The following is a 15,274-nucleotide window of genomic DNA, read 5'->3' as shown; positions in this document are numbered from 1 at the left end:
AAGTGATGAAGAAAATCGCAACTTGGACGGCTCTGGCGCTGGCGACCTCGCTCGCCGGATGCACGGGCGGCGCGAACAGCAACACGGGCCTCGATTCGGTCCACCAGCCGGTGGTGCGCAATCAGATCTACCAGTTCGACGTCGCCGCGACCGGCGGTGAACTGGCTCCCAGCGAGCAGGGCCGCCTGCAGGGCTGGTTCGACGCGATGGGGGTTCGTTACGGCGACCGCATCGCGATCGAGGACCCCGCCGCCTATGGCAATGATGTCGCGCAAGCGACAGTGCGGGCGATGGTCGAGCGCCGCGGCCTGTTCGTCGGCACCGACGCGCCGGTCACCACCGGCGCCGTGCCGCCGGGCCATATGCGCATCGTCGTGACGCGGGCGTCGGCCCATGTGCCGGGTTGCCCCGACTGGTCGGGAAAATCGTCGATCAACTTCAACAACGCGACTTCGTCCAACTATGGCTGCGCGACGAACAGCAATCTCGCCGCGATGGTTTCGGACCCCAACGACCTGATCAAGGGCGCGACCAACGAACGCCACGATCCGACCACCGCGACCCGGGCCATCAAGACCTATCGCGAAAAGCCGCCGACGGGAGCCGGCGAACTGCGTAGCGAATCGACGAGCGGAGGTGGCAAGTGAACGCGCCTTTCAAAGCAGCCGGGCTGCGTGAACCCTTCAACGCCTTCGTGTGCGACGACGACACGCTGGAGCTGATCCGCGTCGCAGCGGGCGACATGGGCTGGCCGATCGAGAAATGCAACAAAGGCGGCCTGCGCAACGCCGTCCAGTCGCTTTCGGTGTCGGCAAGCCCGAACATCCTGTTCGTCGACATGTCGGAATCGGGTGACCCGATCAACGACATCAACGCCCTCGCGGAAGTCTGCGAGCCGGGCACCGTGGTGATCGCCGCCGGGCAGGTCAACGACGTCCGCCTCTATCGCGACCTCCTGTCGAGCGGGATTCAGGATTATCTGCTGAAACCCTTGTCGCTCGACCAGGTTCGCGAATCGCTGACGATGGCGCAGGCGATGCTGGCGGCGCCCAAGCATGCCGAGATGCTCGACGACAAGCCGCATCACATGATGGCGGTGGTCGGCGTGCGCGGCGGCGTCGGCGCCTCGCTGGTATCGACCTCGCTCGCGTGGGCGATGAGCGAACAGGCGGGGCGCCAGACGGCGCTGCTCGATCTCGACATCCATTTCGGAACCGGCGCGCTGACGCTCGACCTCGAGCCCGGCCGCGGGTTGATCGACGCGATCGACAATCCGAGCCGCATCGACGGGCTGTTCATCGAACGCGCGATGGTGCGCGCGTCGGACAAGCTCAGCCTGCTGTCGGCCGAAGCCCCGATCCACCAGCCGGTGATGACCGACGGTTCGGCCTTCTTCCAGCTGGAAGAAGAACTGCGCAACGCATTCGAGATGACGATCGTCGACATTCCGCGCCAGGTCCTGATTCCCTTCCCGCACCTGGTGTCGGAAGTGGGAACGATCCTGCTCGTCAGCGACGTGACGCTCGCGGCCGCGCGCGACACGATCCGTCTCTTGTCGTGGTTCAAGCAGAATGTTCCGGGCGCGCGCGTGATCCTGGTCGCGAACAAGTTCCAGAGCGCGATCGGCGAGCTTTCCCGCAAGGAATTCGAATCGTCGATCGAACGCAACATCGACGTGACGATCCCCTTCGATCCCAAGCTGGTGAGCCAGTCCGCGAAGCTCGGCAAATCCTATGCCGAGATCTGCAAGGGCACCAAGGCGGGTCAGGTATGGACGCAGTTGATGCGATTCATCCTCGACGGGGCCGACGATACCGAAGAGGCGCCGGCCGCAACGCGCGAGAAATCGGGCGGCTCGCTGCTCGGAAAGCTCGGCGGCATCGGCAATCTGGTGACGAAAAAGACCGCAAAACAGGGGTAACGGGGCCGCGGCAAGCCGCGGCCTCCCCTGTCCCTATCGCTAATCGGATACGCCGACCATGACCCTGCCCACCCTGATTATCGCAGCCTGCTTCCTGGTTTTCGTCCTGGTGATCCTCCTGTTCGGCGGGCCGTCGGTCGGCAAGGCCAAGACCCGCCGTCTGGCGATGATGAAGGATCGGCACGCCGCTTCGACCGAAGCCGTGGTCGCCGCCCAGATGCGCAAGACCATCCAGGCCGGCGGACAAGGCGCGAACAGCCTCTCGAACCTGATGCCGCGCCGCGAACAGATGGAGCTGCGCCTCCGGCGAACGGGGAAGAGCTGGACGGTCAGTCAATATATGTTCGCGTCGATGGCATTGTTCGTCGTGATGACGGGCGCGCTGCTTGTACTTCGCGCGCCCTTCCCGCTGGCGGTGCTGGTCGGCGTGATGGCGGCGGTGGGCTTGCCCAATTTGGTGACCGGACGGCTGATCAAGCGGCGCGTTGCGGCCTTCAATACCCGTTTTCCCGATGCGATCGATCTGCTCGTTCGCGGCCTGAAATCTGGCCTGCCGGTCACCGAAACCTTTCAGGTCGTCAGCCAGGAGCTGCCGGGTCCGGTCGGCGAGGAGTTCAAGGGGGTGGTCGAGCGCATCCGTATCGGGAACACGATGGAGGCGGCGCTGCAGGAATCGGCCGAGATGCTCGGAACGCCCGAATTCCAGTTCTTCTGCATCACCATCGCGATCCAGCGCGAAACCGGCGGCAACCTTGCCGAGACGCTCGGCAACCTGTCGGACGTGCTGCGCAAGCGCGCCCAGATGAAGCTCAAGATCCGCGCGATGTCGTCGGAAGCCAAGGCGTCGGCCTATATCGTCGGTGCCCTGCCCTTTTTCGTGTTCGGCATCGTGTGGACCATGAACCCCGAATATCTCGCCGGCTTCTTCCACGAACAGCGGCTGATCATCACCGGACTCGGCGGTTTGGTGTGGATGAGCATCGGCGCGTTCATCATGTCGCGCATGATCAGCTTCGAGATCTGAGGGAGGGATCGCCATGAACAGCAACCTTCTCCTCGCCGCCTTCTCGGGACGCCAGGCCGGGCCGACGCTGATGGGCGTCGACGTCGTCTGGGCGGCGACCATGCTCGCAGCGATCGGCGTCTTCGCCGTGCTGCTCGCCGTCTATGGCGCGCTCACCGTCCGCGATCCGATGGCGAAACGCGTCAAGGCGCTCAACGAACGTCGCGAACAGCTCAAGGCCGGCATCACCGCCTCGACCGCGAAGCGCCGCGTCAAGCTCGTTCGCAAGAACCAGACCGCCGACAAGATGCGCAGCTTCCTCGGCAAGCTGCAGGTCCTTCAGGACGAGCAGATCAAGGATGTGCAGCAAAAGCTCGCACAGGCCGGCATCCGGTCGAAGGATCTCGCGGTCGCGGTGATCTTTGGCCGGCTGGTGCTGCCGATCGTGCTCGGCGGCCTCGCCGCCTTCCTGATCTACGGCGTCGACCTGTGGCCCGACCTCACGCCCTTCAAACGCTCGGGCGCGACGATGGCGGCGCTGCTGCTCGGCTACAAGGCGCCCGACCTGTTCGTCGACAACAAGCGGCAGAAACGCACCGACGCGATCCGCAAGGGGCTTCCCGATGCGCTCGACCTTCTGGTCATCTGCGCCGAGGCGGGCCTGACCGTCGACGCAGCCTTCAGCCGCGTCGCCAAGGAGCTCGGCCGCGCCTATCCCGAACTGGGCGAGGAATTCGCGCTGACCTCGATCGAGCTCGGCTTCCTTACCGAGCGCCGGCAGGCGTTCGAGAATCTCGCCTATCGCGTCAATCTCGATTCGGTAAAGGGCGTCGTCACGACCATGATCCAGACCGAGAAATACGGCACCCCGCTCGCCAGCGCGCTGCGCGTCCTCTCGGCCGAATTCCGTAACGAGCGCATGATGCGCGCCGAGGAAAAGGCGGCGCGGCTGCCCGCGATCATGACGGTGCCGCTGATCCTGTTCATCCTGCCGTGCCTGTTCATCGTGATCCTGGGGCCCGCGGCCTGCTCGCTCAAGGACGCGCTGACGGGATCGATGTCCTAGAGCGCCCGAAGGCAATCCGGACCAGAAAGGGCGGGACCGTGCGTCCCGCCCTTTTCGTATCAGGCGACCTGCTGCTCGATCGCGCCGAAGATGCTGTGATGACGGTCGTCGTCCATCCAGATGCGAACCGTGTCGCCCTTTTGCATGAAAGGCGTCTTCGGCTCGCCTTGGAGGATCGTCTCCACCGTCCGCACTTCGGCGAGGCAGCAGTAGCCGAGCCCGCCCTCGGCGATCGGCTTGCCGGGGCCGCCGCCGGCATCGCGGTTCGACACCGTGCCCGAACCGATGATCGTTCCGGCACCAAGGTTGCGCGTCTTGGCGGCATGGGCGACGAGCTGGCCGAAGTCGAAGGTCATATCGACGCCCGCGTCGGCGCGGCCGAGCGGCTGGCCGTTGAGGTCGACACTGAGCGTCCCGTGGAGCTTGCCGTCCCTCCACCGGTCCCCAAGCGCCGCGGGCGTCACGAACACCGGCGACATCGCGCTCGACGGCTTCGACTGGAAGAAGCCGAAACCCTTGGCGAGTTCAGCCGGGATCAGACCGCGCAGCGACACATCGTTGGTGAGCCCGACGAGCAATATCTTGTCGCGGGCCGCGACCGGGTCGATGCCCGCGGGGACATCGTCTGTCACCACCACGACCTCGGCCTCCATATCGCAGCCCCACGCCGGATCGCCGAGCGGAATCGGGTCGCGCGGGGCGAGGAAGGCGTCGCTACCCCCCTGATACATCAGCGGATCGTGCCAGAAGCTATCGGGCATTTCGGCACCGCGCGCCTGCCGCACCAGCGCGACATGGTTCACATAGGCACTGCCGTCGGCCCATTGATAGGCGCGCGGCAGCGGCGACGCCGCGTCGCGCTCGTGAAAGCGCTCCTTGGGAATCGCGTCGTGGTTCAGATCCTCCGCCAGCGCGATGAGGCGCGGTCCCGCTTCGGCCCAATTGTCGAGCGCTGCCTGCATCGTCGGGGCCACCGAAGCCGCGTCGGCGTACCAGGCGAGATCATCCGAAACAACGACGAGCCGACCGTCACGGCCGGCCTTGAGCGAAGCTAGTTTCACGCAACATCCTTTGTCTGCGATGCGGGGAAAAGCCGCCATCGCCGGCAAGGACGGCGATGATCAGCGAGGCATCTGGATCGATGCGAAACAGGTAAAGCCGCTCTGCCCCGCCTGCAAGCGCCGGATATATTGAAGATAGGCCTGCGACTGGTCATAGCTGGTGCCGGGCAGCGTCTGACCGCGGAACGCGCGCTTGACCTCTTCGCCGGTGAACGGCCGCGGCGAGCCGGGAAAGGCCCCCTTGGTTCCCGCCGGAACGAGCTGGCCATTGCCATCGATATACTGCCCCGCCCCCGCGACGTCGGGCACCGGAATCTGGCAGTTCATCACCGACACGGCGGTCTGCGCGAACGCGGGGCGGATCGTCAGCGCCGCCGATACGCCGACGGCGCCGAGCGCGAGCATCCTGCGACGCGACGGAACCGGCTCGTCCGTGCTGCCGAGGTCCTCGACCGGAGTTTCGCTCTTTTCCATGGAACCGCGCATAGCCCATCTGCCCTGCGCGCGAAAAGCAAAAGCCGCGGGGCCGCGCGCCGTCATCCCGCTTTGGGACAATCGCACCTCAGGGGTTTAAGCCGTGCTAATGGGCTTGCGCGGGCGCGTCGCTCATGCGAGGCGCAGACGCGATGTTCGACCGCCTGTCCAGCCTGGTCATCGCGCTGACGCTGATTGCCATTGCAGCGATCCTTGCCGCGCTGGCGGGGGGCGACGCGTCGACGATCGCCATTCTCGCCCTGGCCGGCTTCGCCGCCACCGCGATCGTCCACGCCGCCGCGCCGGCCCCCGTGATCGAAGCCCGCGCCGAAACCGCCGCGCCGCCGCCCGCCCCGCTCCCCTCGCTGCTCCGCCACCCCGATTTCGCGCGCCGCGCCGATCAGGAGGCCGATCCGCTGCTCGGCACCACCGACAATATCGTGACGGTCGCGAACGACGCCGCGATTCGGCTGCTCGGCCGCCATATCGTCGGCGCCGACATCCGCACCGCGATCCGCCACCCCGCGGCGACCGAATGGCTCGCAAAGGCAGCGGACGCCGACACGCCGCAGGAGATCAGTCTCGTCGACTTTCCGCGCCCAGGCCAGCGCTGGACGATGCGGATGGCGGCGCTGTCGGGCGGCGATCGCATCATCATCCTCTCCGACCGCTCGGCGATCGACGCCGCGGACCGGATGCGGTCGGACTTCGTGGCCAACGCCAGTCACGAACTGCGCACACCGCTCGCCGCGATCCTCGGCTATGTCGAGACGCTGCAGGACATGAACGGCGATGCGGATGCCGGTATGCGTCACCGCTTCCTGTCGATCATCGACCGCGAGGCGCGGCGGATGCAGCAGCTCGTCATCGACCTCCTGTCGATCTCGCGCGTCGAGGCCGACCGCTTCCGCCGTCCGACGACCCCGGTCAATCTCGCGGCGATCGTGAACAATACCGTCGCGCAATTGCGCGACAGCGAGGAGGCGCGCGCCAAGGATATCGAGGCCAATCTGGGCAGCGAGCCGCAGCCGATGCTGGGCGACGCGGCGCAGCTCGGGCAGCTCGCGCACAACATCATCTCGAACGCGATGAAATACGGCCGCGCGGGAACGCCGGTCACCGTCGACCTGGCACGCGAGGGCGGGCGCGTGCGCCTGAGTGTCGGCGATCAGGGCGACGGCATCGCGCCGGACCACCTGCCGCGCCTGACCGAGCGCTTCTACCGCGTCGACGAAGCGCGCAGCCGCTCGGTCGGAGGGACCGGGCTCGGGCTCGCGATCGTCAAGCATATCAGCGAGCGCCACCAGGGGCAGCTCGACATCGCAAGCGAGGCCGGACGGGGAACGCGAGTGTCGGTGAGCTTTCCGCTGGCGAATGGATAGGCCTGGGGGTGTCCGCTTTTTTGGGTGGGGAGCGGACGTTCAGATCCTCCCCACTTGTGGGGAGGTGGCAGCCCCGCAGGGGCTGATGGAGGGGGTTCGCGTCCTTACGCGACGCCGTTTCAGGCCGCCCGCCCCCTCCACCGCCTTCGGCGGTCCCCCTCCCCGCAAAGCGGGGAGGATTTGATTGGCCGATACCGGTCAATAGAAGCCAGTCACTTCCTGCCAAACAACCTCTCGACATCGTCCATCGCCAGCTTCACCCAGGTCGGCCGCCCATGGTTGCACTGGCCCGAATGCGGCGTGACCTCCATCAGGCGGAGCAGTGCGTTCATTTCAGTGACGTTCAACGTCCGCCCGGCACGAACCGAGCCGTGGCACGCCATCGTCGCGGCGACCAGTTCGAGCCGCTCGTTGAGGCCCAGCGCGGCGTCGTAGCCCGCGAGGTCGTCGGCGATGTCGGTGATCAGCTTGTGGCAGTCGATCGGGCCGAGCATCGCGGGCGTTGCACGCACCATCACCGCGGCGGGACCGAAGCGTTCGATCTCGACGCCGAGCGCCACGAGTTGGGCGGCCGCGGCTTCGAGCCGGTCGCATGCCGGTTCGTCGAGTTCGACGATTTCCGGGAGCAGCAACCCTTGCGACGGCACCGCCTGCCCGCTCATGCCGCGCTTCAGTGTTTCGAGCACCAGCCGCTCGTGCGCGGCATGCTGGTCGACGATGACGAGGCCGTCCTCGGCCTCCGCGACGATATAGGTTTTCGCGATCTGCCCACGCGCGATGCCGAGCGGATGGTCTTCGGCCTGCGGCGGCGGCGCTTCGGCGACCTCGGCGCGGCCTGCAAGCGGTGCGGGCGCGAACGGCGTCATGCGGTCGTAGACGCGCACGGTAGCCGCATCGGGCACGGGCGCGGTCTCGGCGCCGAACAGATGCGCAGCGGGCGCCTCGTGCGCGGCGTGACCGAACAGGGATCCGGTCGTCGGGGCTGGGGTCACCGGTTCCTGCCGCCATGCCGCGAGCGCGGCCTCGGCCGGGCGCTGGACGCTGCGAAAACCATGCTCGTCGAGCGCGCGGCGGAGCCCGCCGACGATCATCCCCCGGACAAGCTGCGGGTCGCGGAAGCGCACTTCGGTCTTCGCCGGATGGACGTTCACGTCGACCTCGCTCGTCGGCACGTCGAGGAAGAGCGCAACGACCGGATGCCGGTCGCGCGCGAGGAGGTCGGCATAAGCGCCGCGCAGTGCGCCGACGAGCAGCCGGTCCTTCACCGGACGCCCGTTGACGAACAGATATTGATGGTCGGCGATGCCGCGATTGTAGGTCGGCAGGCTGATCACGCCGCCCAGATGCACCTCGCCGCGGTCGAGATCGACGCCGATGCTGTTTGCAGCGAGATCGCGGCTGGTCAGCGCGGCGACGCGCGCGAGCCGGTCCTGCCCGCCCTGCAGGTCGATAACGCGGCGCCCATCATGTTCAAGCGTGAAGCCGATATCGGGCCGCGCCATCGCGAGCCGCCGCACGACGTCGAGGCAGGCGGCATATTCACTGCGGCCGCTGCGCAGGAACTTGCGCCGCGCCGGCACGCGCGCGAACAGATCCTCGACGAGGACTCGCGTGCCCTTCGCAAGCGCGGCGGGCCCCTCGCCCGCGAGCGCGCCATTGTCGACGACGCGCCGCCAGCCGTCGCCGCCAGCCACCCGGCTGTCGAGCGTCAGCCGCGCGACGCTGGCGATCGAGGGCAGCGCCTCGCCGCGGAAACCCAGCGTCGTCACCGCCTCGATCGCCTCGTCGGGCAGCTTCGACGTCGCATGGCGTTCGAGTGCCAGCGCCATCTCGGGCGGGGTCATGCCGCAGCCATCGTCCTCGACCTCGAGCCGCGCGATTCCCCCTTCGGCGATTCGCACGGAAATCCGAGTCGCTCCGGCATCTATGGCATTTTCAACCAGTTCCTTGAGCGCGGCGGCGGGTCTTTCGACCACTTCACCGGCTGCGATCCGATTTACGAGCTTTTCCGGCAGGCGGCGTATTGACATAGAGGCTCTCCTAGCGCAGTCGGACGCAAATCGCGACCCACCCGCACAGCCTGATCATTTTGTCCAGCAAGCCCTTCGCGGACGAGCCGGAATTTTCCCCCCTGATTGGTTCTGTCGCCGCCGGGCACGCGGATGCACATCACGACAGGGGGCGTGTCCGTCAAGGGCGCGGCTTCGTTGACAGGAAGCAGTATCGATGTCCTTCTTTTCCCGCTGGTTCAAATTCAATTCCCAAGACATGGCGATCGACCTCGGCACCGCGAACACGGTCGTCTATGTGCGCGGCAAGGGCATCGTGCTCAATGAACCCTCGGTCGTCGCGGTCGAAACGCTGAACGGAATCAAGCGGGTCAAGGCGGTCGGCGATGACGCCAAGCTGATGATGGGCAAGACCCCCGACAGCATCGAGGCGATCCGCCCGCTGCGCGACGGCGTCATCGCCGACATCGACGTTGCCGAACAGATGATCAAGCACTTCATCACCAAGGTCCACGGCGGCAAGCCCAACGCATTCCGCAGCCCCGAGATCGTGATCTGCGTTCCCTCGGGCTCGACCAGCGTCGAGCGCCGCGCGATCCGCGACGCCGCATCGAACGCGGGCGCCAGCGAAGTGTGGCTGATCGAGGAGCCGATGGCGGCCGCGATCGGCGCCGACATGCCGGTGACCGAACCGATCGGGTCGATGGTCGTCGACATCGGCGGCGGTACGACCGAAGTCGCGGTGCTCTCGCTGCGCGGCCTCGCCTACACCACCTCGGTCCGCGCCGGCGGCGACAAGATGGACGAGGCGATCGTCTCATACGTCCGCCGCCATCACAATCTGCTGATCGGCGAGGCGACCGCCGAGCGGATCAAGAAGGATTTCGGCATCGCGCGCATTCCGTCGGACGGCGTCGGCCTGACGATCCACATCAAGGGCCGTGACCTCGTCAACGGCGTGCCCAAGGAAATCTCCATCAACCAGGCGCAGATCGCCGAGGCCTTGTCCGAGCCGATCGGCACGATCGTCGAGGGCGTGCGCATCGCGCTCGAGAACACCGCGCCCGAACTCGCCGCCGACATCGTCGACCAGGGCATCGTGCTGACCGGCGGCGGCGCGCTGATCCGCGAGCTCGACGAGCTGCTCCGCGATGCGACCGGCCTGCCCGTCACCGTGGCCGAAGACCCGCTGACCTGTGTTGCGATCGGCACTGGTCGCGCGATGGAGGACCCCGCCTTCCGCGGCGTGCTCCAGCAAGCCTGATCGCCTAGGCTCGCTGCATCATGGTCCGCCCGGCACATCGGCGTCCGGGGCAATCCCGAAAGGCCCAGTACAGCCTGTTCGTCGCCTATGTCATTGCGGTGACGGGGGCGGTGGCCGGGCTGCTGCTGGCGCTGCTTTCGGTCGTCGATCCCGTGGGCTTCGCGCAGCTTCGCATCGCGAGTCAGGAACTCGCGGCGCCGGTCGCGCGCGTCACCCGTTCGGTGACCGGATCGATCTCGGGCATCGACGACAATGTCTCGGCCTATGTGAAGGCGGGAACGCAAAACCGGCGGCTGCGCCAGGAACTCGCCGATACGCGGCGCAAGCTGGTCGCGACGAGCTCGCTGCAGGAAGAGAATCGTCAGCTGAAGGCGCTGCTCCAGCTCCAGCAGATCGACAAGGCGGCACTCGCTCACGGCTATCTGCTCACCTCGACCTCGACGAGCAGCAAGCGCATCGCGCTGCTCAGCATCGGGCGCAAGATGGGGGTCGCCGCAGGGCAGCCGGTGCGCGGCGCCGACGGATTGATCGGCCGCGTGCTGAGCGCCGGCCCCTCGGTCTCGCAGGTGCTGCTGCTCACCGACGTCGAGAATGTCGTTCCCGTCCGCCGCGCGCGCGACGGTCTACCGGCGCTATCCTCGGGGCGCGGTAACGGCAACCTAGACGTACGCACGCTCAACATCGCCAACAACCCGTTCAAGCCCGGTGACATTCTCGTCACCTCGGGAACCGGCGGCCTCTATCCGCCCAATATCCCCGTCGCGATCGTCGTCAGCCGTCAGGACGACGGCGCGCTCGCGCGTCCGCTCGCCGATCCCGCGAAGGTCGACGCGGTCTCGGTGCTGCGGCCCTATACGCCCGACAATATCGAGGCGGCCCCCGCCCCCGCCCCTGCAGGGGCACCATGAACCGCACCGGCCCGCGTCTCGGCGAGCCCGCATCGCTCTGGCGCATGCGGATCGTGCCGTTAGCCACCGTCCTGATCGCTTCGGCGCTGCCGCTGATGCTGCCGCTCGTCGCCAGTTCGCCGGTGCTGCCGCCGCTCGGGCTGCTGTTCTTCCTCTGCTGGCAGCTCTTGCGCACCGAAATGTGGCCGGTGTGGATCGGCCTGCCGCTAGGCTTGTGGGACGATCTGTTCAGCGGCGCACCGATCGGCACCGCGATCGGCCTGTGGACGATCGCCAGCATCGCGATCCATTATCTGTCGCAGCGCATCTATTGGCGCGGATTCTTTCACGACTGGGCGATCGCCGCGCTGCTCGTCGCGGCCGTCCAGGCGCTCGCCGCGCTGATCGTCCATCCGCACGCCCCCAGTGGCCATGTGCTGGGCCTCGTCGTGCCGCAGATCATCATATCGGTGCTGCTCGTCCCACTGTTCCTGCGCCTGACCGGCAAGTTTGACAATTTCCGCCTGAAACGCCGATAGACTGATTCTGGCCCCTCATGAAGCGCAGACAGCCGCCCATCACCGAAGCCTGGCGAGGCATCACCTTCACGCGCCGCGCGCTCGTCGTCGGCGGCGCGCAGGCGGCGGTCGGCGTCGCGCTCGGCGCGCGCATGGCCTATATCTCGATCGTCGACAACGATCGTTATGTGCTTGAATCCGAAAGCAACCGCGTCAACCTGACGCTCGTCCCGCCGCGGCGCGGCTGGATCGTCGACCGCCACGGCAAGGCGCTCGCGAACAACCGCGTGTCGTTGCGCATCGACATCATTCCCGACCGGCTGCACGACAAGAACGCGGTGCTCACCCAGCTCCGCACGCTGCTGCGGCTCGACGGCGACACGATGGAGCGCATCGAGCGCGATCTCAACGCCGCCTCGGGATTTCAGCCCGTCGCGGTGAAGGAGGACGTCAGCGAGGCCGACTATGCTTCGGTGCTCGTCCGCCTGCCCGACCTGCCCGGCATCGCGCCGGCGCGCGGCTTTGCGCGCAACTATCCGACCGGCGCCGCCGTTGGCCATCTGATCGGCTATGTCGGCGCGCCGAACGCCGAGGAATATGAGAAGGTCAAGGACCCGCTCTACATCACCCCGGGGTTCAAGATCGGCAAGGACGGGCTGGAGAAATATTTCGAACCGATGCTGAAGGGCAAACCCGGCGCGCGGCGGGTCGAGGTCACCGCGCGCGGCAAGGTCGTCCGCGATCTCAGCACCCAGCCCGACGTGCAGGGCAAAACGGTCCACCTGACGATCGACGCCGACCTGCAGGAATATGCCGCGCGGCGCATGGGCCGCGAATCGGGCGCAGCGATCGTCATCGACTGCCTGACCGGCGACATCCTCGCCTTCATCGCGATGCCGAGCTTCGACCCCAACAGCTTTTCCGACGGCATCAGCAATTCGGAATATGCCTGGCTACGCGCCAACGATCACCAGCCGCTGATCAACAAGGCGACGCGCGGTCTTTATCCGCCCGGATCGACGCTGAAGCCGATGGCCGCGCTCGCCGCGATGCAGCATGGGGTCGACCCGGGCGAGAAACACACCTGCATCGGCGGCTACCGCCTCGGCCGTCGCTTCTTTCGCTGTCTCGGCACTCACGGCACGATCGACATGCAGACCGCGATCGAAAAGAGCTGCAACAGCTATTTCTACTGGCTCGGTCACCGGCTGGGCTATGATGCGATCGCACCGACCGCGCGGCTGCTCGGGCTCGGCGAGGAATATAAGCTCGCGGGCAGCAATCAGCGCTATGGGACCATCCCCGACAGCGCGTGGAAGATGCGCAAATATGGCCGCGAATGGTCGGCGTCGGACTCGCTCAACGCCATTATCGGCCAGGGCTATGTCCTCGCTAACCCGCTCCAGCTCGCGGTGATGGCGGCGAGGATCGCGTCGGGGCAGACGCTGTATCCGCGACTGATCAACCGGCAGTTCGAACATCACGCGCTCCCCTTCACGCCCGAGCAGTTCGAGATCGCGCGAGGGGGCATGTGGCGCGTCGTCAACGGCGCCGGCACCGCGGGGCGCAGCCGCCTGCCTTTCGACGACATCCAGATGGCGGGTAAGACCGGCACCGCGCAGGTTCGCGGCCTGTCGGGCGGCAACGGCAAGGGTGGCGACTGGAAATATCGCGACCACGGCCTGTTCGTCGGTTTCGCGCCCTATGACAATCCGCGCTACGCGATGTCGGTCGTCATCGAACATGGCATGGGCGGCTCGCGCGCCGCGGCACCGGTCGCGAAGGACATCTTCACCTTCCTCTTCGACCGCGACAAGGCGATGGCCGCGCTCGAAGGATTCGAGGCCGGCTGGGGCGGCTCCATCGAGGAACGGATGAACCGCGATTTCGCCGCGTGGAAGGCAGGCGCCGCGAGCGATCCCGCGCCGGGAGTGCCACAATGATCCCCGTTCCACCCGCCGTCCAACGCATCCCCTGGAAGCTGATCGCCCTCCTCAGCGCGATTACCGGCTTCGGCCTGCTCGTCCTCTATTCGGCCGCCGGCGGCAGCCTGTCGCCCTGGGCGTGGCAGCAGGGCGTGCGCTTCATCATGTTCCTGATCGGCGCGCTGATCCTCGGGCGCTTCCCGCTGCGCCTGTTCGAGGATTTCGCCTATATCGGCTATATCGGCGTCGCGATCCTGCTCGTCGCGGTGGAGCTTCTGGGTTTCGTCGGAGGCGGCAGCCAACGCTGGCTCAATCTCGGCTTCCTCAACCTCCAGCCGTCGGAATTGATGAAGGTCGCGATCGTCCTCGCGCTGGCGCATTTCTACACGCAATTGCCGCCCGGAAACACGCGCACCTTCACCGCGCTATGGCCGGCGCTGGTGATGATCGGCATTCCGGCGGCGCTGGTGATGCTGCAACCCGACCTCGGCACCGCGCTCGCCATCTGTGCGAGCGGCGCCGTGGTCATGTTCCTCGCCGGCCTGCCCTTGTGGTGGTTCGGCAGCGCCGCACTCGCCGGCGCGGCGGCGCTCCCCATCCTTTTCTCGATGCTCCACGACTATCAGCAGAAGCGGGTGCTCATCTTCCTCGATCCCGAAAGCGACCCCTTGGGTGCCGGCTATCATATCAGCCAGTCGAAGATCGCGATCGGTTCGGGCGGCATCGGCGGCAAGGGCTTCCTCAACGGGTCGCAGAGCCATCTCGACTACCTCCCCGAAGGCCATACCGACTTCATCTTCGCGACGATGGCCGAGGAATGGGGGCTGATCGGCGGTCTCGCGCTGCTCATCGCCTTCTTCCTGCTGCTGCGCTGGTCGACGCGGGTCGCACTGAGGGCGCGCACGCGCTTCGGCCAGCTCGTCGCGGCGGGACTGACGATGACGATCTTCTTCTACATCGCGATCAACCTGATGATGGTGATGGGACTCGCGCCCGTGGTCGGCATCCCGCTGCCGCTCTTCTCCTACGGCGGCTCGTCGATGCTGACGATCATGACCTGCGTCGGCATCATCCTCGCGATCGAAAACGACAGCAAAACGGGCAGCCGCCGCTTTCATTGAAAAAATTCTCGGCAAAGCCATTGCCATCCCCGCAACGCCATGATAGCGGGCCGCTCGCTTCGCAGCAAAGAGGGTCTCCCTCCACGCTGCAGGCGTTGCCGCAAACCGGCAAGTGGACGCATAGCTCAGTTGGTAGAGCAGCTGACTCTTAATCAGCGGGTCCTAGGTTCGAGCCCTAGTGCGTCCACCATTTCTTTCAAAAGCTTAGAAAAATTCGCGTAGCGCCGCTCGCTTGCCCGGCCGCGTCTTCAGGCGCGCGCTTCGTCCCAGCGGTCGAATTCGTGGGCGATCGATTGTTCGACCAGTTCGTTCCACACGGCGCGGATGCGATCCCCGTCTAGCCCCGCCTCTTCCGCCGCGCGCGCGACATTGTCGAGCACCTGCGCCTTGCGGGCTTCGTCGCGCACCGTGCCGCGATCGGTCTTGATCCGCGCCGCGGCGTCCATATAACCGAAGCGGCGAACGAGCAGTGCGACGAGCGCGCGGTCGGTCTCGTCGACCCCGGCGCGCACGTCGAGCATGGTTTCGCACTGTTCGGGCAATTTGGCGGCAGTCATGCGCGCAGCCTTTAGCGGCTTTTTCTCTCGTGTCGAGCGGTGGCGAGGGCGCTTGACTTTACGGCCCTCCCCGTCTAACCGCGCGC

14 protein-coding genes and 1 tRNA gene are annotated in these 15,274 nt (G+C 66.5%); 11 read left to right on the top strand and 4 right to left on the bottom strand.

Annotation, left to right across the window (positions count from 1 at the left end; translation table 11 throughout):
• Positions 1 to 5: 5 nt before the first annotated feature.
• From CD928_RS16650 to CD928_RS16635, 4 genes are all read left to right on the top strand, one after another.
• Positions 6 to 647 carry a CpaD family pilus assembly protein gene (locus tag CD928_RS16650; protein ID WP_095388217.1) on the top strand — a complete coding sequence of 214 codons (642 nt, stop codon included), beginning with the start codon at positions 6 to 8 and terminating at the stop codon, positions 645 to 647.
• Entirely contained in the window at positions 644 to 1,921 is a 1,278-nt protein-coding gene (locus tag CD928_RS16645; RefSeq protein ID WP_095388216.1) for a P-loop NTPase, read from the top strand. The genes CD928_RS16650 and CD928_RS16645 overlap by 4 nt, the downstream gene beginning before the upstream one ends.
• A 58-nt stretch (positions 1,922 to 1,979) precedes the next feature.
• Positions 1,980 to 2,945: a type II secretion system F family protein gene (locus CD928_RS16640; RefSeq protein ID WP_095388215.1), complete on the top strand. Its 966-nt coding sequence runs from the start codon at positions 1,980 to 1,982 to the stop codon at positions 2,943 to 2,945.
• Positions 2,946 to 3,015: 70 nt separating this feature from the next.
• Positions 3,016 to 3,990, top strand: coding sequence for a type II secretion system F family protein (locus CD928_RS16635; protein WP_255247224.1), 975 nt, complete (start codon positions 3,016 to 3,018; stop codon positions 3,988 to 3,990).
• A 59-nt stretch (positions 3,991 to 4,049) separates the two neighbouring features.
• Here the strand turns inward: CD928_RS16635 and CD928_RS16630 are convergent, their stop codons facing one another.
• Both CD928_RS16630 and CD928_RS16625 read right to left on the bottom strand, forming a co-directional pair.
• Entirely contained in the window at positions 4,050 to 5,051 is a 1,002-nt protein-coding gene (locus tag CD928_RS16630) for a fumarylacetoacetate hydrolase family protein (RefSeq protein ID WP_095388213.1), read from the bottom strand.
• Positions 5,052 to 5,111: 60 nt separating this feature from the next.
• The gene (locus CD928_RS16625) at positions 5,112 to 5,525 is read right to left on the bottom strand and encodes a hypothetical protein (RefSeq protein ID WP_095388212.1); all 414 of its coding nucleotides are present in this window, start codon (positions 5,523 to 5,525) and stop codon (positions 5,112 to 5,114) included.
• A 134-nt stretch (positions 5,526 to 5,659) separates the two neighbouring features.
• Between CD928_RS16625 and CD928_RS16620 the strand changes: the two genes are divergently transcribed.
• A complete protein-coding gene (locus tag CD928_RS16620; RefSeq protein ID WP_255247218.1) occupies positions 5,660 to 6,907 on the top strand; it encodes a cell wall metabolism sensor histidine kinase WalK in 1,248 nt (415 codons plus the stop codon).
• Positions 6,908 to 7,119: 212 nt separating this feature from the next.
• Here CD928_RS16620 and mutL read toward each other — a convergent pair whose 3' ends face one another.
• On the bottom strand, positions 7,120 to 8,937 hold the full coding sequence (gene mutL, locus CD928_RS16615) for a DNA mismatch repair endonuclease MutL (protein ID WP_095388210.1): 1,818 nt from the start codon (positions 8,935 to 8,937) through the stop codon (positions 7,120 to 7,122).
• A gap of 196 nt (positions 8,938 to 9,133) precedes the next feature.
• Here mutL and CD928_RS16610 point away from each other — a divergent pair, with 196 nt between their 5' ends.
• The 6 genes from CD928_RS16610 (at position 9,134) to CD928_RS16585 (ending at position 14,821) form a co-directional block, all read left to right on the top strand.
• Entirely contained in the window at positions 9,134 to 10,180 is a 1,047-nt protein-coding gene (locus tag CD928_RS16610) for a rod shape-determining protein (RefSeq protein ID WP_053554503.1), read from the top strand.
• 20 nt (positions 10,181 to 10,200) lie between these two features.
• A complete protein-coding gene (gene mreC / locus CD928_RS16605; protein WP_095388209.1) occupies positions 10,201 to 11,088 on the top strand; it encodes a rod shape-determining protein MreC in 888 nt (295 codons plus the stop codon).
• Positions 11,085 to 11,606, top strand: coding sequence for a rod shape-determining protein MreD (mreD, locus tag CD928_RS16600; RefSeq protein ID WP_095388208.1), 522 nt, complete (start codon positions 11,085 to 11,087; stop codon positions 11,604 to 11,606). The genes mreC and mreD overlap by 4 nt, the downstream gene beginning before the upstream one ends.
• Positions 11,607 to 11,623: 17 nt before the next feature.
• Positions 11,624 to 13,528 (top strand): penicillin-binding protein 2, encoded by a 1,905-nt coding sequence (mrdA, locus tag CD928_RS16595; protein ID WP_095388207.1) that lies wholly within the window; start codon positions 11,624 to 11,626, stop codon positions 13,526 to 13,528.
• Positions 13,525 to 14,631 (top strand): rod shape-determining protein RodA, encoded by a 1,107-nt coding sequence (gene rodA, locus CD928_RS16590; protein WP_095388206.1) that lies wholly within the window; start codon positions 13,525 to 13,527, stop codon positions 14,629 to 14,631. Before mrdA ends, rodA begins: the two co-directional genes overlap by 4 nt.
• Before the next feature lie 114 nt (positions 14,632 to 14,745).
• Positions 14,746 to 14,821 (top strand) — tRNA-Lys (locus tag CD928_RS16585).
• A gap of 58 nt (positions 14,822 to 14,879) precedes the next feature.
• Here CD928_RS16585 and CD928_RS16580 read toward each other — a convergent pair.
• Complete coding sequence (locus CD928_RS16580; protein WP_095388205.1) at positions 14,880 to 15,188, bottom strand: chorismate mutase; 309 nt, start codon at positions 15,186 to 15,188, stop codon at positions 14,880 to 14,882.
• Positions 15,189 to 15,274: the final 86 nt, after the last annotated feature.

Source organism: Sphingopyxis sp. GW247-27LB, from assembly GCF_002277025.1.
In the GTDB taxonomy this organism is placed as follows: domain Bacteria; phylum Pseudomonadota; class Alphaproteobacteria; order Sphingomonadales; family Sphingomonadaceae; genus Sphingopyxis.
This window is presented reverse-complemented; position numbering and strand designations above follow the sequence as displayed.